Below are 21,953 nucleotides of genomic sequence, written 5' to 3'. Positions count from 1 at the left end.
GATCATAAAACCTAGAATGGTGATTTTTTTACTACCAGCTCGCTAACCCCTTGGTAAATCAACCTTGTAGCCAATCCTCCAAGAATTAGCCCGACGCCTTTGCCGACAACTTTATGAACGCGTGAATAAGTTCTACGCACAGAGGTTAAAGAGAATGTTTGGCATAAAATTATCCGCCAAATTAGTGATGCAACAACAATTCCCATCCAAATAACTAACTTAGTCCATAATGGTGTTGATGGGGAAATAGTCGTTGAAAAAATACTCATAAAAAATAAAACGGTTTGTGGGTTTGATAAATCAGAAATCAAACCCCGCCTAAAGTAGACACCTGATGGAAAACTTTCCATGGTATTTTCGGTGGACAGATTGAGTTGTGTTTTGTTATTGAAAACACTCACTGCGTAATAAAGTAAATATAAACCACCCAGAATCTTAATGAGTGAGAATAATGAGCCGAACTCCGCCATTAATGTGACCAAACCAAATAAACCGAGACCTGAATAAATGGCATTGCCTAATACCACGCCATAGCCACAGGTTAACCCCGCTTTTTTACCTGAGCTTAATGTGGTTTGCACCACAATAAACAAATTTGCCCCAGGATTAAAAAAGGTCAGTATAAATAAGAATAGCGTGATGATAATGCTGTGTAATGGATCCATTATTTTTCTTCAAAAATTTAAGGTTAACCATTATAGTCACGGCATAGAGAGTAATTCTGTTTTACTATGCACATTTTCTGAGCTTAAATCAGAAAATGTGCTGGCTTATGATGACGCTAATGATTTTTTACGTTGCAACAACCATTTATCTAATTCATTAGCAAATTGCTGCCTGTCTTTCTGGTTTAAACTTGCAGGCCCACCCGTTTGGATGCCACTGGCTCTCATGGTATCCATAAAATCACGAATATTAAGGCGCTCACGAATGGTAGCTTCGCTATAGCGTTCTCCTCGAGGGTTTAATGCATTCGCGCCCTTTTCTATAACCTCTGCGGCTAATGGAATATCTGCTGTGATCACTAAATCATCTTTTTGGGCTCGCAACACAATTTCATTATCAGCCACATCAAACCCTGCAGGTACCTGTAAAGTTTTTAAAAAAGGTGAAGGAGGTACCGTTAAACGCTGGTTTGCAACAAATGTTATTTGCACTTTTTCTCTATCTGCCGCGCGGTATAAAACCTCTTTAATTACTTTTGGACATGCATCCGCATCTACCCAAATTATCATTATGATTTCCCAAATAGTGATTATATATAATGAGATATGATACCAGACAACAAAATCACAGGCTTAATAAAATACATTTTACAATTTCATCACCATTTCATGCCACGTCATTCCACCATGATCGGATTCTGACGGTTTAACATATTGGTAGCCAAAATGCTTATACAGGTCAATATGGCGTTCTTTGCACATAAGATGAATTGTTTCTTTACTCTTCTCCTTCATGGAGTTAATAAATGTTTTCATCAGTAAAGACGAATAACCTTTACCTTGATATTTGGGATGCACGACCACTGACATAATAACGACATTCGGTGCTTTTGGGTCATGTCCAATGAGTTCTTTAAATTCCTCATCAGACATCACAACATCCCATGCACAACCCGCATTAATAAAACCAACTACTTCTCCAGCTAATTCCATACATAAAAAACCGTCTGGATATTGTTGGATACGCGTGGCTATTTTTTCTCTTGTCGCCGCTTCATCCCCTTCATAGGATTCGACTTCAATCGCATAACAGGAGTCAACATCACCGAGTGTGGCCGCTCGAAATACTGGAGAGTGCATTAGGTTACCTCATTAAATAATTTTTTATGATTTTATCACTACATGGTTTATTTTTTCGTTGTTTTTAATGGCCATTTTCGCATTCAACTGCTACTTTTTGTTGGGTTTTATCGCGTAAGTAACTCAACCATGTTGAAATTAAAACTAAAACACCGCTAGAGATAGCAACGGCGTAACCTGCGTAAGGGCCGTAGGTATCCACCATTTTACCCGTTAACATTGCACCAATTGCAACACCGATATTTAACCCAGCAAGTAACCAGGTCATTCCTTCTGTTAATTTATTTTGCGGAACAATTTTCTCAACTAATGTCATTGCAATGATCATCGTCGGTGCAAAGAACAACCCGGAAATAAACACCACCACAGATAAAGAATAAACCCCTACGACCCACCACATTGGTACAATAGAAAGAAACGTCATTAAGCCGCTGAGGAAGAGTAAGCGTGGCAAAGGTGTGTTAAAGGTTAACCCTCCAAATACGATCCCCATTGCACATGAACCGACTGCATAGGCCGATAACACTAAACTGGCCATCGCCGGTTGCTGTTGTAATTGAGCCAAAGTGACACTCAAGATATCCACACTGCCAACAATTACACCTAAAGCAACCATCAACACAATCAATAACTGCAATCCAACCATTGAAATAATTGATTTATTCGGCATTACAAGATGATCAGATACAACTACTTTAGGTTCAGTGCTGCGTTGTGAAATAAACAATGCCATCCCCACAGCGAGTAGAATCGCTGCAACCAGTAAACCCGCTTGAGGAAATAAAGCAACACTGATCCCGACAGATAACGGTGGGCCAACAATAAAAGTCGCATCATCAAATACGGTTTCTAATGAATACGCCGTTTGTAATACGGGCTGATCTTTATACTGTGCTGTCCACCTTGCCCTTACCATGGCAGACATACTTGGCATTGCTCCCGTTAACAGTGCCCCGATAAATAAGCCGATATCGGGTAATGATAACCACGTAGTGATGATGATAATAAAAACACCGAGTACACTGACAGCAGTTACCACCGGCAAGACGCGAAATTGACCAAATTTATCCACTAAGCGGGAGACTTGCGGAGATAGCAACGCATAAGTTAATACAAAGGTGGCAGAAACAAGCCCTGCCAAGGTATAGCTCCCTTTCAATTGTGCTAACAGGGTAATGATCCCGATCCCCATCATTGGTAACGCTAAACGTGCCAATAACCCTGCTATCACAAAGTGCTGGTTTTCTTTTGCCTGAAATAACTGCTGATAGCGACCTATCATATGAACTCCAAAATGAAATTTAATTATACATACGATGCGTATGTATAATTATGATATAATCATACACATTGAATGTAAATAATTATACGCCATGTATGTAAGAGGTTTTTAATGGCAAGAAGAACACAAGCGCAAATGGCGGAAACACGTGCAAATTTGCTAACTACAGCACGAGAGCACTTTAGCCGACTCGGCTATGCAGAAACTTCAATGGATGAAATTGCAGCAAGCGTTAATCTCACACGCGGTGCCCTTTACCACCACTTTGGCGACAAACAAGGCTTATTTACTGCCGTTGTTGAGCAAATCGACTCACAAATGAACGCACGGTTACAAGGAATTACTCGCCATACTGAAGACTTATGGAACAGTTTCTGTCAACGCTGTCATGCTTACTTAGAAATGGCATTAGAGCCCGAATACCAACAAATTATTTTGCGTGACGCGAAAGCTGTATTAGGCGATTTTTTAGCTAAATCAAACTTACAGTGTACCGAACAGATTGAACGCTTACTTTATGATCTTGCCAAAAAAGGCATTATTAAAGATATTGATACCCATGCATTGGCTTTTTTAATTAATGGCGGTCTCGCAGAAGCAGCATATTGGATTTCACAAGGTGATAGTCAACAGCGATTAAAGAAAAGTATCGCTGCCATCGATATCATGTTATCAGGGTTATTACTCACAAAAGGCTAACTTTGCGTGGCCTTTCGCTGGCGCTGATATTTTATCAGTGCAAACAATATACTTGCTGTAAAAAAAACAGGAACTAGTAGTGTTAGTTCTAAATATACAAAGCGATTGAAACTAAATACATCCCCTTTCATGGCTAATTTATAGGCAAATGGTAAGGAAATACATCCTGAAACAATGGCAATCTTGAGTAATGCCATTAACTTTTTAGCATACTCTTGCTGCTGAATTGCAGATTGCCGACGGTAGTACTGCGTGTATTTTATCAACAAGTACAACGCTCCCAATAAAGAGCCAAGGTGTTGCAGTAATTTATAAATAGCAATTTCTTGGCTATCCGTCATGTTAAATACGACAAGCTGCAAAAACTCAGCGTGCCGAACAAAAGCCCCTGACTGATGAGTAAAAGCATCCCAGATAATATGGCTTGCCGCACCAATATAAAAGGAAAGCACGACAATACAAAATTGTCGAAATGAGCCTACACTCCTGTTTTTAAAGGGAAATGGCACAGCATAGTGGAGATAAAAAACACTTTTTTGTACAAAAATAGTGATGAGTAAACATAATGGTAAGCCAGTATATAACCAGCCTATCAAGTCATGAGCCGTAGTGGCTGCCGAGTACCACATCATTGAATAAAATAGATCTGGGCTTAGGCTACCTAAAATTAAGGCAGGTAAGCTTAAAAAATGCCCAAATCGACTTTGTTTTATCGGAAAAACGACTGCAGGATGGGAAAAAGTCCAAGGCATGGTAAATTGCTCATTAACGTCATCAATAAGCCACTATCATGATAAATAAAACCCAATAAATATAGGCGAAATATCGGAAATATTTACTGGGATGATAATTACCTAAAGTAAAGCTTGGAAAGTCTGCTTTAATTTGTCTACATCTTGCTGAGTTGTTGACCACGAGGTACAAAAACGAATACACGTGGTTTCCGGTGTCGGCTTACAAATTAAGCTTAACTGATAGTGTGTTAATAATTTATTCGCCAGTGCATTTGGGAAAATAACGAAAACTTGGTTTGACTCTACGGGCGCAAGAAATTGGAATCCCTTTTCAGCAAAAAATGAAGCGAGTTGTGATGCCATCTCATTAAGGTGGCTTCCCAACTTAAAATACAAATCATCATTAAACAGTGGTTCGAACTGAGCAGCGAGTAGCCAACCTTTTGCTTGTAACCCACCTTTTTGCTTAATACTAAAACGGAAATCTGATTGCAATGCAGGGTTTACAATTACTAAGATCTCCCCAGTTAATGCGCCTATTTTCGTTCCACCGATATAAAAAATATCGGTCAATTTCGCGACATCTTCAATGGTTAAATCACTATATTTCGACATTAAACCAGAAGACAAGCGAGCACCATCCATAAATAACAGTAAGTTATGAGCGTCACAAATCTCGCGTAGCGCAACTAGCTCTTGTTTACGGTAAACAGTGCCAATTTCGGTTGAATTACTGATATAAACAAGCTTAGGCTGGACAGTATGTTCATCACCATGCTCAGATAACACTTTAGTAATATGTGCGGGGGTTAATTTACCTGATGGTGAGTCAATGGTAATGACTTTATGGCCTGTCGCTTCAATTGCCCCCGTTTCGTGGACTGCGATATGGCCACTCTCCACGGTGATCACCGCTTGGTGAGGTCGTAATACATGGGAAATCGTTGTCAGGTTAGTAATTGTACCGCCATTAAAGAAATGAACATGAGCACCAGATTGGCCAATTCTTAATCTAATTTGAGCTGCAACCCTGCTACAAACCTCATCAGTGCCATAACCTTTGAAACGTTTCCCTGATAAATCATTTAAAGTCTGCATAACTGCAGGGTGAGCTATTTCATTATAATCATTTAAAAAGCTATACATTCACTTACCTACCAATACCTAGTTATATTAATTTATAACCATCATTTATAGGTGCATCTAATTTATTATTCAATGATATTTTTTCTATATAAATACTAAATTTAACGATTAGTATTATTTAATCTACTGAGATGAAATATTAAGTCATTCATGGTCTATTTAATTGATAAATTGGAATATTGTAAAAGGCAAATTTAAGGTTGAGAACACCTAAACGTCAAGTTATAGCGGTAAGGCCCTAACAACGGGTGTACACCTGATTTAATACGACGTACTCCATGATAATTTAACCGTGACCGACCGCCCCATACCAAGACATCCCCATGTTCTAAATAAACAGCGATTTTAGGCGCATCACGGGTTGCCCCACCAAAATCAAATATTGTGGGTAGCCCTAAAGAAAAAGAAACAATTGGATGAGTGAAATCGGCTTCGTCTTTGTCTTGGTGCAATGACATTGCAGCGCCAACTGCATACCGGTTAATTAAGCAAGCATCAGGGATAAAATGATCGAAGCCAGCGGTACTCGCTGCTGAAGTTGCCAATTGAACAAACGAAATAGGCATAGGTTGCCACGGCTGATTCGTGACAGGGTCACGCTGACTGTAACGATAACCCTTTTTATCTGTCACCCAACCCCAGTCGCCGCAGTTAGTCATTGCTGCCGACATTTGATAACCATTGGGTGTTGCCATATGCCTTAATGGATTAGCAGTAATAACGTTGCTTAATGACTGCAATAATGCATCACTTTGCCCCAGTAAAAAACCTTTGAGTAAAAAAGCCTCTGGTGCAATTTGTACGATATTATCTTCATCAGGAAATAACATATTAGTCACTAGTCACTTTTTTATAATCCAAGTGAATACTCTAATGGATATTAACACAGGAAAAAAGGTTGCTTAGCACAACAAATAAGCAACCATAAAAATACCTTTAACGTTGATAAGCTAAAGTGACTTTTTTTGTTTCCGCTCGTTGGCTCGCCCACACACTGAGTAAAATGACAACCATGCCAATAAATTGCAAGGTGCTAAGTTGTTGATTGAGATAAAACCACCCCAAAATCACTGCACTCACAGGACTTAAAAAACCCAGTGACGCAACTGAGCTTGGGCCTAATATTGCAAGCCCACGGAACCATAAAGCGTAAGTCAATGCTCCCCCAATAAGCGTTAGATACCCCAATCCGATTAAATTTAATGAACTTAACGGTGGCAAAGCCGGCTCAAACACAATGGCAAATGGTAATAAAACTAAGCCTCCCGCAGTTAATTGCCATGAAGTAAAGGTTAAAGCGCTCACTGGTGGCTGCCAGCGGCGACTCAAAACCGTCCCTGCGGCCATTGAAAATGCGCCTGCTAACCCTGCAACAATGCCTAGAGAGTCTAAGGCGGCATTAGGTGTTAAAAGTAATATTGCTACCCCGAATACCCCCGCTATTGATGCGATAATGGATACCGCTGATAACCGATTATTTAACAACCAGTAGCTTAGAAATAGTACAATTAATGGCTGTACGGCGCCAACCGTTGCAGCTACACCACCAGATAAGCGATACGCAGCAATAAACAGTAACCACCAAAATAAAGAAAAATTTAAAACACCTAATATCACCACACGTAACCACCAAATACCCTCGGGAAGTTTTCGCAGCACGAGTATCAATAGTAACCCTGCGGGTAAAGCGCGCAATACCGCCAATGTTAATGGTATCCCTGCGGGTAACATTTCTGTTGTCACTAAGTATGTGCTCCCCCATACAATCGGTGCCAATGCAGTCAATCCTAAAACTGTTATACGACCCATATTTCTACTCTCTTAATTTATCTTGACCTCAAGATATGTGCATTTTACCTTGACGTCAAGATAAATAACCGCCATTATTTACCTATGGATAGAATAGATAAAATCACTCAACAGTGGGAAAGAGAACGCCCTGACCTCGATATTAGCCCAATGGGATTAATTGGTCGGTTGGGTAATGTCGCGTACCACTTAACTCGGGAAATGGAAAAGGTCTTCGCTCAGTTTGGTCTTAACCGTTCAAGTTTTGATGTGCTTGCAACTTTGCGCCGTGCAGGAGCCCCCTATACGCTAAGCCCAGGGGAAATGCTCTCAACGTTGATGGTTACATCGGGGACAATGACTAACCGAATAGACCAATTAGAAAAAGCGGGGTTAGTCATCCGCCATACCAACCCGGATGATGGCCGCGGTTTTTTGGTTTCATTAACAACTGAAGGCTTAACGCTAATCAACCAACTTATTGAAGTACATACACAAAACCAAGCTCGCCTCGTTGCTAAATTGTCACCACAAGAGCAACAAGCATTGAATCAGTTATTGCGAACATTCTTAGCGTCATTTGAGCCTAATGAAAAATAACACGCTGTCTTGAGCATAATACGAGGGGGAAATATCTCCCCCTCGTATTATTCATTGAATTGAAAAGGCAATGGCATTTGTAACCTTTCAAAACGGTCACATAAATAAACTAACTGTAATAGTACTTGGGGTTGTAAGTCACTGGAGGTAATCAATGGCTTAAACTGATTAGCCAACCAAAGAGCCCCCAAATCCTCAAGCGTTCTAATGACATACGCGATTTCATTTTGTTGAGTTTGGGATAAACATTGCCTTCCTGTACACGCTTGCGTTTCTAGTACTGAAAGTATCGGCCGAACAAGCTGGCTAGCTAACGTTAATTCAGGCACAAAAGCTTGGCTTTTTTGCTGTTTTTTCGCCATATATTCGATAATTTTATTAAAAAAACCGGAACGTTGCTTCTTACGTGGTGTACTTTCAAAGTCTAAGTAGAACAACTCAATGCTGTGTTCTTTTTTTAACCATAGCGTTTTAGGTACCAACTGAATCGCCTCTTGCGAATGATTTACCTGCACCGTAACAGCACAAATTGGCCATTGCTGTTTTGTAATAAAACGCAATTCTTCAATTTTATGGTCATCACTCCCTTGCCAGTTTAACCGTAAAAATGCTCGGTTTTTTTGTGAGTCAGTCACCGCCCATAAGACACATTGTTCTGTTTCATCCCAATAAAGCGGCTCATAGTCATCAATATGCAATAAAACGGGGGAAAACCTATTGTCTTGTGTGAGTGTTGGCAACTCATTCGCCGCTAACTGCCAATCGGTATAACCAAATTCAGCTTTAATGTTAAGGTAATCATTGGTTATTATCCCTTTTTCCTGACTGCTAACGGCATAGCTTTCACCACTGGCAGATAATTTACCTTCCTCTGATACCCGTGGCGAATGCAATTTAAAGGAGACTTTCATCAAACTCTCGGCGGTATGTTTCCATAGCGCCAGAGTTTGCCAAACATTTTGTCGATTAAACGTTGGGTCAAGGCTATTACTACGACCTTGCGTGCATTGAATGATTTTTTTATTTTGTCGATCCCAAAAACTCAATGTAGCACCAATCGCACCACTTTCAGTTTTCCACCAATTTGCATCGATAGGCAATAAATCAAATTCTATGGGTTGATCGCTATACTGCCGCCTTTGCAACCCTTTGAGTTCAATAAGCTGATGTTCATTTGCTGCTGATAATTGATGCAAATAAGCTGATATTTCAGCTATCAACCTTAAAACTTGCCCTTCATCCATTGTAAAGTGCTTATCAGCTAACCGCCTGACTTGCTGGCTAAGGCGTCTCATATAATTGGCTAAGCGAGGCAACCCTTCCGCACGCGCTGACATATTCAGTAATTGCAACTGGCTAGCACTGCTTTGGCTAATATGCGATAGCCCTTGTCGTAACATATCCTGAATGAATTGTTCGATTGAACTCATCACCATTTTATCATCTTGACTAAGCGCCTGTTGATGAGTTTGACTTGCGGTTAATTCCTCTGGCCAATGCCATTTTTGGCCATGCTGAAGCATTAATTTTGCAATAATAGCGAGATGAACCGCATTTTTTTGTTTTTCGGGTAGTGACGAAATCATACCCTGCAAACCACTACCACGCATATAAATAATTGGCTCATCATATTCTGGTAGAATGATTTTTAACTGGTTCGATTGCGCTTCATAAACTAATTCTTTTTCTTGCCACTCCTGTATAAATCTAAACGCTAAACGCATATCAGGCTTAGAAGCTTGCTTGATTAGGCTTTCTGGTAACAATGCTAATAATTCGCTTAGCACCGTTTCACTGGCTATCGGCTCCGCTGAATCAATTTCTGTGGTTGCATTCGATTGTACCCACAAAACGGCCGCTAAAATGTGTTTACAGCACCCTGTTGCTGGGCAATCACAAGTGGCTTTTTGGATCCCTTGTGCATCTAAAGAAACACGTTGCCCATCACTCGTGAATGTTCCAGCCTCTAAGTCTGTTGGGTTAACTTTTTGGTTTTCAACGTCTTTACGTGCACGTCGAAGTAACCCCACATTCGCAAATACGGCTAATGCATCGTCGTCATACTGTAAGTAACTGTTTTGCCAACTCATTGCATGACCTCTGCTAACCATTGTGCAAAATGTTCCGGTGTTAATGCCGCAACATGCATCCCTCTATCTGCGAGTTTTTGGGCAATGTCTGGATCATAAACGGGCAGTGCCTCATCATCCAACGCCGCTAGACCCAATAACTTCACTTGTTGGCTATGTAGGCGTTGCGTGCAATTGAGTAAATGATTCAGTGAGCCCCCCTCTTCAAAATCACTGATTAAGCTAATCACGGTACGTTTTGGGTTGCGGATTAAACTTTCGCAATATTGCATGGCTTTAGCGATATCCGTTCCGCCCCCCAATTGCACTGTCATTAACACTTCAACAGGATCATGAGCAAGGTGGCTTAAATCAACCACTTGAGTATCAAAAATTACTAAAGATACACGCACTGTCGGTAATGCCGCGAGTATACTCGCGCATACAGCCGCATACATAATAGAACTCGCCATCGAGCCACTCTGGTCCACACACAGGATCACATCCCACGGTAAGTGTTGTTGTTGACGAGAATTAAAATGAGGCGTTTTTATCACTAATCGTTGATTTTGTTTATCATAATTCTTTAAGTTGGCGGCAATAGTTCCTCGCCAATCAAAATTACGGCTGTTTGGTACCAGTGAGCGTCGAAAACGGTTACGCCGCCCTGTTAATGCATGACGAAATTGGTTACGCATTTGACTCAAAATATCATCCACCACTTTGCGTATAATATTTTTGACGGCATCACGGGTTTCTTCGTTCATCTTCCCGCGTAGGCTTAACAACGCTTTTGCGAGAGATTTTGTTGGCTCCATGGCATTTAGCGCTTGTGGGTCCTTTAATAAGCTACTGATCTCATAACGCTCTAATGCTTGGGATTGCATTCGCTCAAAGGTACTATTGGGGAACAATTTACGCGCTTGGTTTAACCAATTAACCGCCGTTAATTGAGAAGCATCTAAGGAACCATGGCGCCCAGCTTCTTGCTTTAAACCTCGGCGTTGGTATTCCCGACGATATAAAAAGTCCAAAGAGCGTTCTATTTTTAACTCTTCAGCACTAAAGGCGGCCTGACCAAGTGCGTTATCGGCATATTGCCCAAGTATTAAACGCCAGCGCTTAGCCAATTGAAGCTGTTCAGGGGTTAATGTGACATTTCTCTGACTCATTATTTGCCTTCCTGAGTGCTAATAAGCCAATTTTGTAACCCTAATTCAGTGAGCTGGCTTTGTAATTGTTGTTCGAGTTGAATCACTTGCATCATTTGTTGTTCATTAAATTCTGTTTGGTGCAGTGTGAGCTCTTTTGCCTCAATCGCTAAGTCTTGTGCCACATATTGTGCCATTTGTGCATTTTGTTTAGGTGTTAGCTGGCTAAACGCAAACCGTAAATCAGGTAAAACCTGAATAAAACGCCCTTCATCCCATTCACTAAGCAACTGATTTAACATATCAATGAGTAATGGTATACGTAAGATCAACTCGGGTGCAGTTCGCATTACACCAATAAAATAGCCAATTGCCATTTCGGGATCACTACCGGTGCTGAACGCGCGTTTAATTTCCTCTATCAAGATGGTTTCATCAATTTTCGCCCCAAGGTAACGCAAAGCATCCACGGCACCTTTTAAAAGAGGCGCATGGTTTAACTGCCCTTCACAGCGGTCTAATTCATGATAAAAATCGATGCTATAATCATGATTTTTATTAATTTCAGGCATAAAAGTGATTAATTCACGGCAAGCAAGTAATGCTGAAAAATGGTGTTCCTGCTGCTGTTCATCCCCTTGTGTAATTTGTGCAAAGCAATAAAACACTTGTTGCAACAGGGTATCTAAACGTGCTTCGATAGCAAAACCATCTTCAATATCAAAGAATTGGCGCCCTCGCCACAGATGAACAAGCTTATGACCACAAGCTATCAAGGATTCAAACTTTGCATCCTGTTGAATATAGCCATCCAACAAAGAAAACAATGCAGGCATCCGTTGATGCAGCCCAATTAATGCAGCCTGCATAAGTAATGCGACCGCACTTTGGCTTGAACGACTAACGCCTTGCTGTTCTAGGTTTCTTTCCATTTCAAACAAACGGTTTAGCGCGATAGTTTTTAATTGTGTTCCTTGTTCCGATAAGGCAATCAATTCCCCTTCAACATTGGGCGTCCACGCGTATTGCCACTCTTCAAACAATAAATCCATTTGGTTACCAGACAAAAAGTTTGGCCCAGACAGATGCTTAGCAAAATGGATATCAAGAAATGCTAATAAATGTAGGAATCGGCTACGCGCACGATGTTGTTGATTACGATAGACATCTAAGCGACTCACCTTACTTAAGGTGTCATCAAGCTTGAAACGAAAACTTTTTGCTATTTCATAAGTTTCAGTGACCAACGGAGGCGTTGCTGTCCCTTTGGGGATTTTCCCGAGTAAAAAGCCAGAGAAACAGGTTTTTATTTCCTGCCAAAGCTCAATTTGGCTTTCATCTAAGCTACCTTTGATAAAAACACTTTGTAACCCATCTAACAGATCATAGCGCCCAGGGCCTGCATGCCCACGAAAGGCGGCAAGACGAATGCTTTGCTCTGCGGCTAGTTTAACCGATAAAAAACCAGGAGCAGCTTCAAATTGCTTTTCACGTAAAACATCCGCAACTTTAGAAAGATAGGCAACACCTAGACGATTTCGATAAGCTTGCGTAGGCTGGTTATCTCCTGTTATCTGCGCTTGGCGTTGTTGTAACAATGACAACCATGATTGTTGGTAAAATGCGGGGGACGGCATTCCTGATGCATAGCCATTTAATGCATCGAGTTTGTCATAGCTATAGCGAATGAACCAAGCCTTGTCTTGTTCACCCAGTTTTTGCTGTTGGATAAACGTTTTTTGTTGTGCCGCAGAAAGCTTAAATTGTTGTTTGTGAGCCACTTCCAACCCTTCAAGAAGAGCAAGGGTATGAAAGCCCCCCGTTACCACCACAATTTTAGCCTGTGGATGTTGGGCTTTAATGGTTTGGATATGCGCTTGCATATATTGCTCACGCTGTATAGAACCTTCTAACTCAAGGACTTGGGGTTCATAATCAAGTCGTGCCAATGCACACCATATAAAGCTGTCCATAAAAAATACAGGCCAATCTGCCAGTTGTTCAATCGTTCTTAATTCAAAAATTTGTTCCCATAATTCATCATGGTCACGGCAACCACTTTTCTTCGCAAGCTGGCTAATAAATAAGCTATGTACTAAGTAACGCTCTTTCTGCAAACTTTGAGATTGCATATCATTAGCTTCGTCTTCATTAACTTGCGCTGTCCATGGTAAGTCAATAAAACGTAGCTGGGCTTGGTATTGCTGACCTATTTGTAAAGCCTGCCATTCAGGGGAATACTCACAGAATGGGAAATAGGCAGAACGAGTGACAGTGTCACTTTCATCATCTGTCTGTGTCGGTTTTAATTCTGTTTGCGCCATAATGGCGACGGGGGGCTGGGTATCATGATGTAATAAGCTCGTCAGTAGCTCATTAAAACTATCGGGTCCCTCGATTAAAACATAGTCAGGTTTGATTTGTTCAATCAAAGACAACGTGCTGTATGCACATGCGGGACTATGATGCCGAATAGGTGCAAAGTAGATACCGGCTGATTCAAGTTGTTGCCTGTCGTGTAATGCATTTTCAATGCGTTCTGGTAAAGGTATAGATAGCAAGCTCACCGCTGATTTCCCTAAGGGTTATTCGCCTTGAATGGCCTTTGCTGATTTAATCATCGTGACAATAAATGGGTAGAACCATAGCGGTTCTACCCTTGTTATGAAAACTTATTGCCAAAATGCCCTCGATGCATCAAAAAAGGCTTTCCAGTCTTGGCTATGTTTTGCCCTTTCTCTCGCGACATTATCAATGTAATAACGCATCCGTTTAATATCATCAGGGTTATCTTTTAAAACCACGCCAATGAGCTGCCGTGCAACTGCTCCTGCATTGAGCGTACCATCACCTAAGTAATGGGCTTCAAGAGCACATGCATAAGCAATATTAACGGCCTCGGCTGTCGACATAACCGCGTCTGGCGTTTTAATATTGCCCCCATCTTTAGTATTTCCTGAGCGCAATTCTTGAAATGTCGTAACCAACAGTTCGATCACGTTGCTTGGGATCGTCACTTGGCCGTTCAGGTCAGCTAACTCTGTGGCTAATTGCTTATTAATCAGTTCAATTTCAAATGCAGGGTCTTGGATTGGCCGCACGGTTTCAAAATTAAATCGGCGTTTTAGTGCTGATGACATCTCATGAACACCGCGATCACGCAAGTTTGCTGTACCAATTAAATTAAAGCCTTGTTTCGCGCTGATCCGTGCATTGTCTTTCATTTCAGGGATCATCATTTGCTTTTCTGACATCAAGCTAACCAGCACATCTTGTATTTCAGGGGGGCATCGTGTGATCTCTTCAAAACACACAATTTTACCTTCTTGCATACCTTGGTATAACGGCGAACTAACCAGTGCTTTCTCCGTCGGGCCTTCCGCCAATAGCAATGCATAATTCCATGAGTACTTAATGTGATCTTCTGTTGTGCCCGCGGTTCCTTGAATGGTTAAACCTGAATCACCACTAATTGCAGCAGCTAATAATTCAGATAACATGGATTTTGCCGTCCCGGGTTCCCCTACTAGCATTAGTCCTTGCTTACCTAATAACGTCACAATTGCACGGTCAACCAAAGCATCATCACCGAAAAACTTTGCAGAAATATTGAGTGATTCATCACCTAAAATAAATTGCCTAACGGCACGAGGTGAACGCAGCCACCCTTGTGGTTTCGGGTTTTGTTTATCCGCTTCGGTTAAACGTGCCAATTCATCGGCAAAACGAATTTCTGCGCTTTCACGCAGAACATTCCCTTGTGTTGTTTTATTTTTAGTCATTCCAAAATCCTACGTTAAACCCGCTTACCAAGGTGTTTTCTTTTCCCACTCAGGGTCAAAACCTGCACACGCATCCGCAACTTTTAAATAATCCGCATAGCTTTCAGCTAATAAAATAGGCGGGATATCTTTTAACTCGATATAGCTGCGGTTCCATGAGCTTTGTTGTGATTTTTCAAAGCTTAGTGAAAATAAGACGGCTGGGATATTTTCCTCTGGCACATAGCTACCACTAAACTCGATATAGACATAAAAACCTAAACTAGCGAAATGTTTTGCATAATGGGTAAAGCTTCCACCATCTTCCGCTTGCCCACGTTGGTAACCCATTTTCGTCAAGACGCCACGCAAGGTATAGGTGTCGGTTAACCACCCTTTACGGTCTTCAATTTCAGTTAATTTCAGATCCAGATCAGGGACTTTATGTTCCATTTGTGAAAATAAAAATTTCACTTTGTAATCTTTAAAGTGCGTTATCCACGCTTTTCGCTCATCTTCACTGACCAATGCAGCATGGGCTAATTTGATATAAGAATCAGTGGATAACGTGATTTCATCGTCATCTAAATTTAATAAACTGCCATCGTCTGATGGACGAAATACATTTAGAATGTTGTTGTCTTTCGTTTCTATCCAAACTAATTTTTCGATAAGCCCACGCATCACTGGGTGTGCTTGAATATATTCCTGCCAGTCTGCCGTTGTCCAAAGGCGCTCTGCACACATCGCTTCGTACAAACGTGCAGTTTGTAGTTCAATCACTTGCTTGAGCTCTTTTTTACTCGCAGTAAATAGTTTTTTAGATTCTTTAGCTAATTCTTCATTGTCTGTTTTGCGTGCAGCAGGTAATGCTTTGATTTCTTTACCTTCAGGATTAAACAAAACGAGTTTTTGCTGTGCGTCCAGTTTCGCGGTAAACGTGCGGTCACCGTATTCAAGTGCCAAGATACCTGTTTCATCCATTCCGGCTGTCGGTATCGTTCTATCTGCGAGTTCATCTGCGCTCCAACAATTACGTTCAGCAATTTGAGCAACAAGCCCGCGTGCTTTTTCCTGAACTGACGCGGTACGATAACGACGAGAAAGAGACAATAATAGTTGGATAATCAGTGGGTCATTACTCGTTGCAACCGCATCAATCATGGCTTCAATTTGTGCACGGCGCTGGTAGTGATCACGCATATAGTTACGCAATGTGGTCACGGCAAGGTGCCCTTCAATGCCACAGATCAGGGCTAACATTCCTTTATCACTAATAGCGGAACCTAAATAACGGCGCAGAACTTCATTTTTTATCTCATTAAATGTCTGTTCTAAAGTATAGTTTTCATACTGACTATAATATTCAGGCCAGCGTTTCACCCAATCTTGATAATTAGCTAAGCGTTTTGGCGCATCACGTTCTGCTTCCGCCATTGCCATTTCTAATGACGGCCCAGCAATATCTTGGCCGATAAAGCTATTTAAAATAAAACTGCCTAGTTTCTTTTGGCTCTCCACCGAAAGCAAACCAATATAACGTTGTAGCAGCCCATTCCCTGCTGGCATTTTTAATTTAACCGCTAGGATCACCCACCAGCGAATAATATCTGCTTCTACGGGTTTATTATTTTGCCAAGTTAATGCCGGCAAAGAATCTAGGTTAAACCATGCCATACTGGCAGGCGCTTTCGCTTTTAGCCCTTTTTGCGCTTCAGCTAATAACACTTTAGGTGCAAGGTAACCAGAAATATCTTCCCCAAATTGTTCCAAAGCGGTTAATAAGGCCGCCCGCACAACTTCCCGTTTTTCTTTCTTTAATAAGGCGTAGAGTGGTTTTAATGAATCTGGATTATTTAAGCGTGCCAGCCATTCAATGGCAGTGACACGAATTTCTTGTTTGCCTGATTCTAACCCTTCTGCTGCATTAAGATGAATATTCGGTAATGTCTCTAGTAGTTTCTGCGCACTCAGACGATGGGTTTTATTTTCCCCTAGTGCCAACTCCATAATACGTGGAATAAATCGCGCAGGAATGGTCGGCAACATTGTAAGCACATCAATTCCACTCGCCGCATCATATTCTTGGTAATAGCGCTGAGTTTCTTGTTGAGGGATTAAACCCAATGCTTCTGCAATAAAATCTGGATGTTGAATGAAAAACGGCCAAACTTGTGCTGGCTGGTTAAAAATGGCTAACCCATTGGCATATGAGCGTAAGCAAAGGTCTGCAATCAACCGTGTTGCATTTTTAAAATGACATTGTGTTAACGTTTTTTCTAATTGGCGCAATTCTATTTGCCCAAGAATTCTTGGTGGAACTTCCCGAGTAAGATGATAATGGGATAAATGTTCTTCATTTGTTCGGTTATGGCTAATCAGACGTAATGCATGGAATAACGTAAACTCAGGCAAGTTAGTAATACGTTCTTTAAATTTCACCACGCTATATTCATGGTCAGTAATAATTTCTTTACCTGAATTCAGTTTATCAATCACTTTGCAACAAGCTTGCGCATTGAGTTTTTGGAATTCTTTGTAATGGCGTTGCGCCCAATTGTAGCTGTGCTTCTGTTTCTTATTTTCTTCAATTTCATTTTCTGCATTTTCTTTTGCTTTTTGCAGCATTTCATTGAAATTATTAACTAAAATTTCTTTTGCACTTTCAGGCAGTGGTGTATATTCTAATTCAACGAGTTCAGGTAACTCAGTCTCTTCAACTTGGCTGGCAGTATCCATGACTGAGAATCTCGAAATCGCACTTTCAATACTTTTAAGTACCGTTTTATTGGTTTCAGTTGTTAGTGCAGCTTCTAATATCTCACGGTGTTCCCCTATACGGGCAAATAAATCCGCGGCTTGGGTACGCTGTTTTGGTGTTCCCTCTGTTAGAATTTTTGTTAAATGTTGTGTGACCGATTGCGCAGGTAAAATTGCCATTGTCGGTTCCGCAGCCGCACGTACTGTTTTTAAAGAACTAGTAGCAAAAGCAACTAATATATCTGCGAAAAGCGTATAAAGCTCAACATCTTTCTTCAAAGTGTTGATTAATTGAATTTGCCCAGCAGCGGATAAATGATTGGCTAATGTATGCTTAATAAATGCTTGCTCTGCGATTAAATACGCTTTGAAACCTGGAATGGAAAATAGCCGATTTAAGTTATCACAATGATAATCGGATAAATGATGACGGTCGAAAATAATATATAAAATAGTGTTAGCCGGTTTATCAGTCTCTTTTGCGATGATTTCCGTTAATAGGTCAAAATGCCAATGTTTTCGATGTTCTAACTTAGTATCTCGCGAATTATCATAGGTTTTTGCAAAAGCATCGCCCATTAAATAACTCATCCATGACGGTAATTCAGGTGTTAATACTTTGATATTGATATCTTGGCATGCCGCCGCTAACACTTTAGCAAAACGGGCTATCTGTGATGCAGTAATGCCATCACCCACTTTTGAATATAATTTATGCCTTGCGTTTGCCCCTTGGCGAATTAATTTATTATATTGGCTCGAGTTAAAGTTATTTCCCCCCCACCACCAATCTACGGTGCCAGGTTTATCGAGTAAAATAACCGCTTTTTCGTTATCTAATTGGCTTAGTTGAACCAATACTTCTGGCGATTTTCCATCTAGCACATACTCTAAAACAGCTTTAGGCAATGCTTCATCTAATACTGACAAAGGCAAAAGCGCTTCTTGTAAATATTGTTCTGCAACAGGTGATTCTTTTTTCCCAAAAATTGAAAGAAGATTAAATGTGAACTTCGCCATGTGATATCCCTAAAAGTATTTATATAACAACTTCTTATCATTTTAATGATATCGTCACAATTTGATTATTCTTAATCATTTTTAATTAAGATATATCGCTCAATCTGCCCTGCCAATTTAAATTCTGCCTATAGGAATATCCCAGTAGATTTACTCTTGATAATTAACTTTTGCCCAGTAAATAATTTAATTAACTGTCTTATATCTCTATTTTTCTTTTTATTATGTTGATGGCAATTCTGATAACAGTTTGTTGTTATTTACATCGAATTTATTTCGCGAAGAAAAGCGTTGACTAAACACATAATCTAATATTAGACTAAAAATCCAATCAAGGTATTTTATGCATAATGAGGTAAATATGAGTCAACGGATTGAGTGTGTGAATGCACCGACACTCATTGCCCCCAAAGGGCATTATTCACACTGTGTTACTGCCAATGGTTTGGTTTTTATCTCAGGACAATTACCGGTTGATAAGCTCGGGAATGCGGTGATTGACGTGTCATTCCAAAAGCAAGCCTCGCTTGTGCTTGATAATTTACAAGCATGTTTAGATGCCGTTAACTGTAGTAAAGCACAGTTGGTTCAAGTCCGAGTTTATATCGCAGATATGGAAAATTGGCCGTTATTTAACCAAATTTATGCTAATTGGATGGGTGACCATCGCCCAGCTCGTGCTGTCGCAGGTGTTGCTGAACTGCATTTTGGTGCAGCCTTAGAAATTGAAGCCGTTGCAGTGTCTGCTTAATCACTTACTATTCATTGGGGTTATATCATGTCAGAATTAATATTACCTACTTATCAAGATGTGGAAGCAGCTGCACGACGCATCGCGGGTTTTGCGCATAAAACCCCTGTTCTTACCTCAACAACCGCAAATAAAGAATTTGGGGCCGAACTGTTTTTTAAATGCGAAAACTTCCAGCGTATGGGGGCTTTTAAATTTCGCGGAGCCTTTAATGCGTTGAGTTTGTTGAGTCCCGAGCAGAAAAAAGCAGGCGTTATTGCATTTTCTTCTGGTAACCATGCGCAAGGTATTGCTTTAGCGGCGCAACTTCTACACATTCCGGCCACCATTCTGATGCCCAATGATGCACCTGCCGTTAAAGTTGCAGCTACGCAAGGTTACGGGGCCACCATTATCCGCTTTGATCGTTATAAAGAAGATAGAGAAGTACTTTGCCAGCAACTCGCAGCCCAACAGGGGTTAACCATTATTCCACCGTATGATCACCCTGATATCATCTCTGGCCAAGGCACAGCAGCCAAAGAACTGATTGAAGAAGTGGGTGAATTAGATGCCCTATTCGTTTGCTTAGGTGGAGGAGGCTTACTCTCAGGGTGTGCCATTGCAACCAGACAATTATCGCCTAATTGCCAAATTTATGGGGTTGAACCTTTAGCGGGCAATGATGCACAACAATCATTTCGTCGAGGGGAAATTGTACATATAGACACGCCAAAAACTATCGCAGATGGTGCCCAAACCCAACATCTAGGTAACTACACTTTTGCAGTTATCAAAAATAAGGTTGATGATATTTTCACTGTAACCGATGAACAGCTAATTGACCGCATGAAATTTTATGCAGAACGCATGAAAATTATCGTTGAGCCGACAGGTTGCTTGTCCTATGCTGCTGCCCTTGCCCACAAAGAACAGTTCCAAGGTAAGCGAGTGGGGATCATTGTCAGCGGTGGCAATGTTGATATTCGGCACTTTGCACAATTAGTTTCATAAGTAACTCGCTAGTTTTATAAAGAATTAGTTTCACAATGATCACCGCCCTTCATCTATTAGCAACACAAAAAATAGGTTAAAATTAGGGATTAACGCTTGATAGATGAAGGGAAATTGCATGTCAGATCAAAAAAATAATTCATTACTGGCTCAAGTTGAAATTATTGCAAAAGGTCTTAGTGAAACATTCGCCCCTTTTTGTGAAGTTGTTGTACACGACCTTAAAAATCCAGAGCATTCAATCCTGTCGATTCACAATAACTTATCTGGTCGCCAAGTTGGTGAGCCGACTACCGAACTCGGCCATGCAAGAATTGAATCTGCAGATTTTCCGAACATCATAGCCAATTATACCAACCAATTTTCCGATGGGCGTCCAGTAAAAAGTACTTCGATTGGTATTAAAGACGAGTCAGGGAAATATATCGCAGCATTGTGCTTAAATCTGGATATGACGTTATTTAGAAGTATGCAAAGTCTGTTATCGCAATTTATTGATGTAGGAAATAGCCCAATAAAAGAGCATATTGAGCCTAATGGGACCGAAGCGATTCGCATACGTATTGACCAATACGCAGCAGCCTTAGCCGCAACCCCACGCACATTGAAAGCGGATGAAAGAAAAAACTTAATTGAAGTGCTCCGCAATGAAGGCCTGTTAGATGTGAAAAAATCCATGGAAACAGTGGCACAGCACTTAGGGATATCAAGGGCTTCAGTTTATTTGTATGCCAAAAAAGAAAGTTAACGATTGGCTTTTTTTAATATCTGTTTAATGCTGATAGGGAAAAAATCATTCACATCCACGCCAACATTAATGGCTCGGGGCCCTAATACCGCTAAACGCTTAAACTGCTCGGGGTCTTTACCTGAATTATGAACATGTCCATATAAATGAATCGCATCACGGAAGAAACCTTGCCACTCTAGTATTGGGTAATGGAATAACACTAATTTTTGTTTTTGATATTCCAACTCATAATAGCTTTTAACCCATTCAAACAATGATTGATCGAATTCAGGGTCGTCTAAAAATTTATCATGATTGCCGCGGATCAAATATTTTTTCCCTGCTAAACGGCGTAATATTTTATTGGCATCCGCACCGTTACCCTTGTATAAAAAATCACCGAGTATATAAATCTCATCATGATCAGTAATATACGTATTCCAGTTATGAACTAATGTATCATTCATGTGACTAGTGCTTTTAAACGGGCGATCACATAGGTTAATAATGTTCGAATGGCAAAAATGGGTATCTGAAATAAAGTAAATCATATAAAACCTAAAAATATATTAATAATTATTCTACTCAAGCAAACGATTTGCTTGCTAGTTATCATATCTCAATGCTTTTTAATTGCTTTACAGAATTGACTGAAAAACAGACT

19 protein-coding genes are annotated in these 21,953 nt (G+C 40.6%); 5 read left to right on the top strand and 14 right to left on the bottom strand.

Going from position 1 to position 21,953, the window contains the following annotated elements:
• Positions 1 to 11: 11 nt before the first annotated feature.
• The 4 genes from SJ312_RS04610 to SJ312_RS04595 all read right to left on the bottom strand — a co-directional run bounded on the left by SJ312_RS04610 (position 12) and on the right by SJ312_RS04595 (position 3,087).
• A complete protein-coding gene (locus SJ312_RS04610) occupies positions 12 to 665 on the bottom strand; it encodes a LysE family transporter (protein WP_094960558.1) in 654 nt (217 codons plus the stop codon).
• A 105-nt stretch (positions 666 to 770) separates the two neighbouring features.
• Positions 771 to 1,235: a YaiI/YqxD family protein gene (locus SJ312_RS04605; RefSeq protein ID WP_004254330.1), complete on the bottom strand. Its 465-nt coding sequence runs from the start codon at positions 1,233 to 1,235 to the stop codon at positions 771 to 773.
• Positions 1,236 to 1,313: 78 nt separating this feature from the next.
• Positions 1,314 to 1,805 carry a GNAT family N-acetyltransferase gene (locus SJ312_RS04600; RefSeq protein WP_164561011.1) on the bottom strand — a complete coding sequence of 164 codons (492 nt, stop codon included), beginning with the start codon at positions 1,803 to 1,805 and terminating at the stop codon, positions 1,314 to 1,316.
• Positions 1,806 to 1,869: 64 nt separating this feature from the next.
• Positions 1,870 to 3,087, bottom strand: a complete 1,218-nt coding sequence (locus tag SJ312_RS04595) for an MFS transporter (RefSeq protein WP_110591729.1) — start codon at positions 3,085 to 3,087, stop codon at positions 1,870 to 1,872.
• A 111-nt stretch (positions 3,088 to 3,198) separates the two neighbouring features.
• Here SJ312_RS04595 and SJ312_RS04590 point away from each other — a divergent pair, with 111 nt between their 5' ends.
• A complete protein-coding gene (locus SJ312_RS04590) occupies positions 3,199 to 3,786 on the top strand; it encodes a TetR/AcrR family transcriptional regulator (protein WP_110591728.1) in 588 nt (195 codons plus the stop codon).
• Here SJ312_RS04590 and SJ312_RS04585 read toward each other — a convergent pair.
• The 4 genes from SJ312_RS04585 to SJ312_RS04570 form a co-directional block, all read right to left on the bottom strand.
• Positions 3,783 to 4,538, bottom strand: a complete 756-nt coding sequence (locus SJ312_RS04585) for a DUF4184 family protein (RefSeq protein WP_165879336.1) — start codon at positions 4,536 to 4,538, stop codon at positions 3,783 to 3,785. The two genes, SJ312_RS04590 and SJ312_RS04585, sit on opposite strands and share 4 nt — an antisense overlap.
• A gap of 102 nt (positions 4,539 to 4,640) precedes the next feature.
• The gene (locus tag SJ312_RS04580; RefSeq protein ID WP_165879337.1) at positions 4,641 to 5,666 is read right to left on the bottom strand and encodes a threonine aldolase family protein; all 1,026 of its coding nucleotides are present in this window, start codon (positions 5,664 to 5,666) and stop codon (positions 4,641 to 4,643) included.
• Between the two features lie 194 nt (positions 5,667 to 5,860).
• Complete coding sequence (alkB, locus tag SJ312_RS04575; RefSeq protein ID WP_110591726.1) at positions 5,861 to 6,496, bottom strand: DNA oxidative demethylase AlkB; 636 nt, start codon at positions 6,494 to 6,496, stop codon at positions 5,861 to 5,863.
• 106 nt (positions 6,497 to 6,602) lie between these two features.
• The gene (locus tag SJ312_RS04570; protein ID WP_319867062.1) at positions 6,603 to 7,475 is read right to left on the bottom strand and encodes an EamA family transporter; all 873 of its coding nucleotides are present in this window, start codon (positions 7,473 to 7,475) and stop codon (positions 6,603 to 6,605) included.
• 84 nt (positions 7,476 to 7,559) lie between these two features.
• On the opposite strand from SJ312_RS04570, the gene SJ312_RS04565 reads away from it, so the two are divergent.
• Entirely contained in the window at positions 7,560 to 8,054 is a 495-nt protein-coding gene (locus tag SJ312_RS04565) for a MarR family winged helix-turn-helix transcriptional regulator (RefSeq protein ID WP_004254353.1), read from the top strand.
• A 47-nt stretch (positions 8,055 to 8,101) separates the two neighbouring features.
• On the opposite strand, the gene SJ312_RS04560 is transcribed toward SJ312_RS04565, so the two are convergent.
• The 5 genes from SJ312_RS04560 to SJ312_RS04540 all read right to left on the bottom strand — a co-directional run bounded on the left by SJ312_RS04560 (position 8,102) and on the right by SJ312_RS04540 (position 18,815).
• The gene (locus SJ312_RS04560; protein WP_319867061.1) at positions 8,102 to 10,144 is read right to left on the bottom strand and encodes an SWIM zinc finger family protein; all 2,043 of its coding nucleotides are present in this window, start codon (positions 10,142 to 10,144) and stop codon (positions 8,102 to 8,104) included.
• A complete protein-coding gene (locus tag SJ312_RS04555) occupies positions 10,141 to 11,295 on the bottom strand; it encodes a VWA domain-containing protein (protein ID WP_110591722.1) in 1,155 nt (384 codons plus the stop codon). Before SJ312_RS04555 ends, SJ312_RS04560 begins: the two co-directional genes overlap by 4 nt.
• Positions 11,295 to 13,841 carry a DUF5682 family protein gene (locus SJ312_RS04550; protein WP_319867058.1) on the bottom strand — a complete coding sequence of 849 codons (2,547 nt, stop codon included), beginning with the start codon at positions 13,839 to 13,841 and terminating at the stop codon, positions 11,295 to 11,297. Before SJ312_RS04550 ends, SJ312_RS04555 begins: the two co-directional genes overlap by 1 nt.
• A 105-nt stretch (positions 13,842 to 13,946) precedes the next feature.
• A complete protein-coding gene (locus SJ312_RS04545; protein ID WP_319867057.1) occupies positions 13,947 to 15,056 on the bottom strand; it encodes an AAA family ATPase in 1,110 nt (369 codons plus the stop codon).
• A 24-nt stretch (positions 15,057 to 15,080) separates the two neighbouring features.
• Entirely contained in the window at positions 15,081 to 18,815 is a 3,735-nt protein-coding gene (locus tag SJ312_RS04540) for a DUF4132 domain-containing protein (protein WP_319867055.1), read from the bottom strand.
• A 361-nt stretch (positions 18,816 to 19,176) separates the two neighbouring features.
• On the opposite strand from SJ312_RS04540, the gene SJ312_RS04535 reads away from it, so the two are divergent.
• The 3 genes from SJ312_RS04535 (at position 19,177) to SJ312_RS04525 (ending at position 21,307) form a co-directional block, all read left to right on the top strand.
• Positions 19,177 to 19,566 carry a RidA family protein gene (locus tag SJ312_RS04535; protein ID WP_165119723.1) on the top strand — a complete coding sequence of 130 codons (390 nt, stop codon included), beginning with the start codon at positions 19,177 to 19,179 and terminating at the stop codon, positions 19,564 to 19,566.
• 27 nt (positions 19,567 to 19,593) lie between these two features.
• Positions 19,594 to 20,559 (top strand): threo-3-hydroxy-L-aspartate ammonia-lyase, encoded by a 966-nt coding sequence (locus tag SJ312_RS04530; RefSeq protein WP_153673392.1) that lies wholly within the window; start codon positions 19,594 to 19,596, stop codon positions 20,557 to 20,559.
• 118 nt (positions 20,560 to 20,677) lie between these two features.
• Positions 20,678 to 21,307, top strand: a complete 630-nt coding sequence (locus SJ312_RS04525) for a transcriptional regulator (protein ID WP_094960571.1) — start codon at positions 20,678 to 20,680, stop codon at positions 21,305 to 21,307.
• On the opposite strand, the gene SJ312_RS04520 is transcribed toward SJ312_RS04525, so the two are convergent.
• Positions 21,304 to 21,840 carry a metallophosphoesterase family protein gene (locus SJ312_RS04520; protein WP_153673393.1) on the bottom strand — a complete coding sequence of 179 codons (537 nt, stop codon included), beginning with the start codon at positions 21,838 to 21,840 and terminating at the stop codon, positions 21,304 to 21,306. The two genes, SJ312_RS04525 and SJ312_RS04520, sit on opposite strands and share 4 nt — an antisense overlap.
• Positions 21,841 to 21,953 lie beyond the last annotated feature (113 nt).

This window comes from Providencia sp. CIM-Carb-044, assembly GCF_033901115.1.
GTDB lineage: Bacteria > Pseudomonadota > Gammaproteobacteria > Enterobacterales > Enterobacteriaceae > Providencia > Providencia hangzhouensis.
The sequence above is the reverse complement of the archived record's forward strand: the minus strand, read 5'-3'. Positions and strand labels throughout refer to the sequence as shown.

Excerpts from the sequence above, each read along its gene's own strand:
- SJ312_RS04530 (WP_153673392.1), top strand. The coding sequence starts at position 19,594 with ATGTCAGAATTAATATTACCTACTTATCAAGATGTGGAAGCAGCTGCA.
- SJ312_RS04570 (WP_319867062.1), bottom strand. The coding sequence starts at position 7,475 with ATGGGTCGTATAACAGTTTTAGGATTGACTGCATTGGCACCGATTGTA.
- SJ312_RS04545 (WP_319867057.1), bottom strand. The coding sequence starts at position 15,056 with ATGACTAAAAATAAAACAACACAAGGGAATGTTCTGCGTGAAAGCGCA.
- SJ312_RS04520 (WP_153673393.1), bottom strand. The coding sequence starts at position 21,840 with ATGATTTACTTTATTTCAGATACCCATTTTTGCCATTCGAACATTATT.
- SJ312_RS04590 (WP_110591728.1), top strand. The coding sequence starts at position 3,199 with ATGGCAAGAAGAACACAAGCGCAAATGGCGGAAACACGTGCAAATTTG.
- SJ312_RS04560 (WP_319867061.1), bottom strand. The coding sequence starts at position 10,144 with ATGAGTTGGCAAAACAGTTACTTACAGTATGACGACGATGCATTAGCC.
- SJ312_RS04605 (WP_004254330.1), bottom strand. The coding sequence starts at position 1,235 with ATGATAATTTGGGTAGATGCGGATGCATGTCCAAAAGTAATTAAAGAG.
- SJ312_RS04610 (WP_094960558.1), bottom strand. The coding sequence starts at position 665 with ATGGATCCATTACACAGCATTATCATCACGCTATTCTTATTTATACTG.
- SJ312_RS04600 (WP_164561011.1), bottom strand. The coding sequence starts at position 1,805 with ATGCACTCTCCAGTATTTCGAGCGGCCACACTCGGTGATGTTGACTCC.
- SJ312_RS04535 (WP_165119723.1), top strand. The coding sequence starts at position 19,177 with ATGAGTCAACGGATTGAGTGTGTGAATGCACCGACACTCATTGCCCCC.
- SJ312_RS04580 (WP_165879337.1), bottom strand. The coding sequence starts at position 5,666 with ATGTATAGCTTTTTAAATGATTATAATGAAATAGCTCACCCTGCAGTT.
- SJ312_RS04525 (WP_094960571.1), top strand. The coding sequence starts at position 20,678 with ATGTCAGATCAAAAAAATAATTCATTACTGGCTCAAGTTGAAATTATT.
- SJ312_RS04555 (WP_110591722.1), bottom strand. The coding sequence starts at position 11,295 with ATGAGTCAGAGAAATGTCACATTAACCCCTGAACAGCTTCAATTGGCT.
- SJ312_RS04565 (WP_004254353.1), top strand. The coding sequence starts at position 7,560 with ATGGATAGAATAGATAAAATCACTCAACAGTGGGAAAGAGAACGCCCT.
- SJ312_RS04595 (WP_110591729.1), bottom strand. The coding sequence starts at position 3,087 with ATGATAGGTCGCTATCAGCAGTTATTTCAGGCAAAAGAAAACCAGCAC.
- SJ312_RS04585 (WP_165879336.1), bottom strand. The coding sequence starts at position 4,538 with ATGCCTTGGACTTTTTCCCATCCTGCAGTCGTTTTTCCGATAAAACAA.
- alkB (WP_110591726.1), bottom strand. The coding sequence starts at position 6,496 with ATGTTATTTCCTGATGAAGATAATATCGTACAAATTGCACCAGAGGCT.
- SJ312_RS04540 (WP_319867055.1), bottom strand. The coding sequence starts at position 18,815 with ATGGCGAAGTTCACATTTAATCTTCTTTCAATTTTTGGGAAAAAAGAA.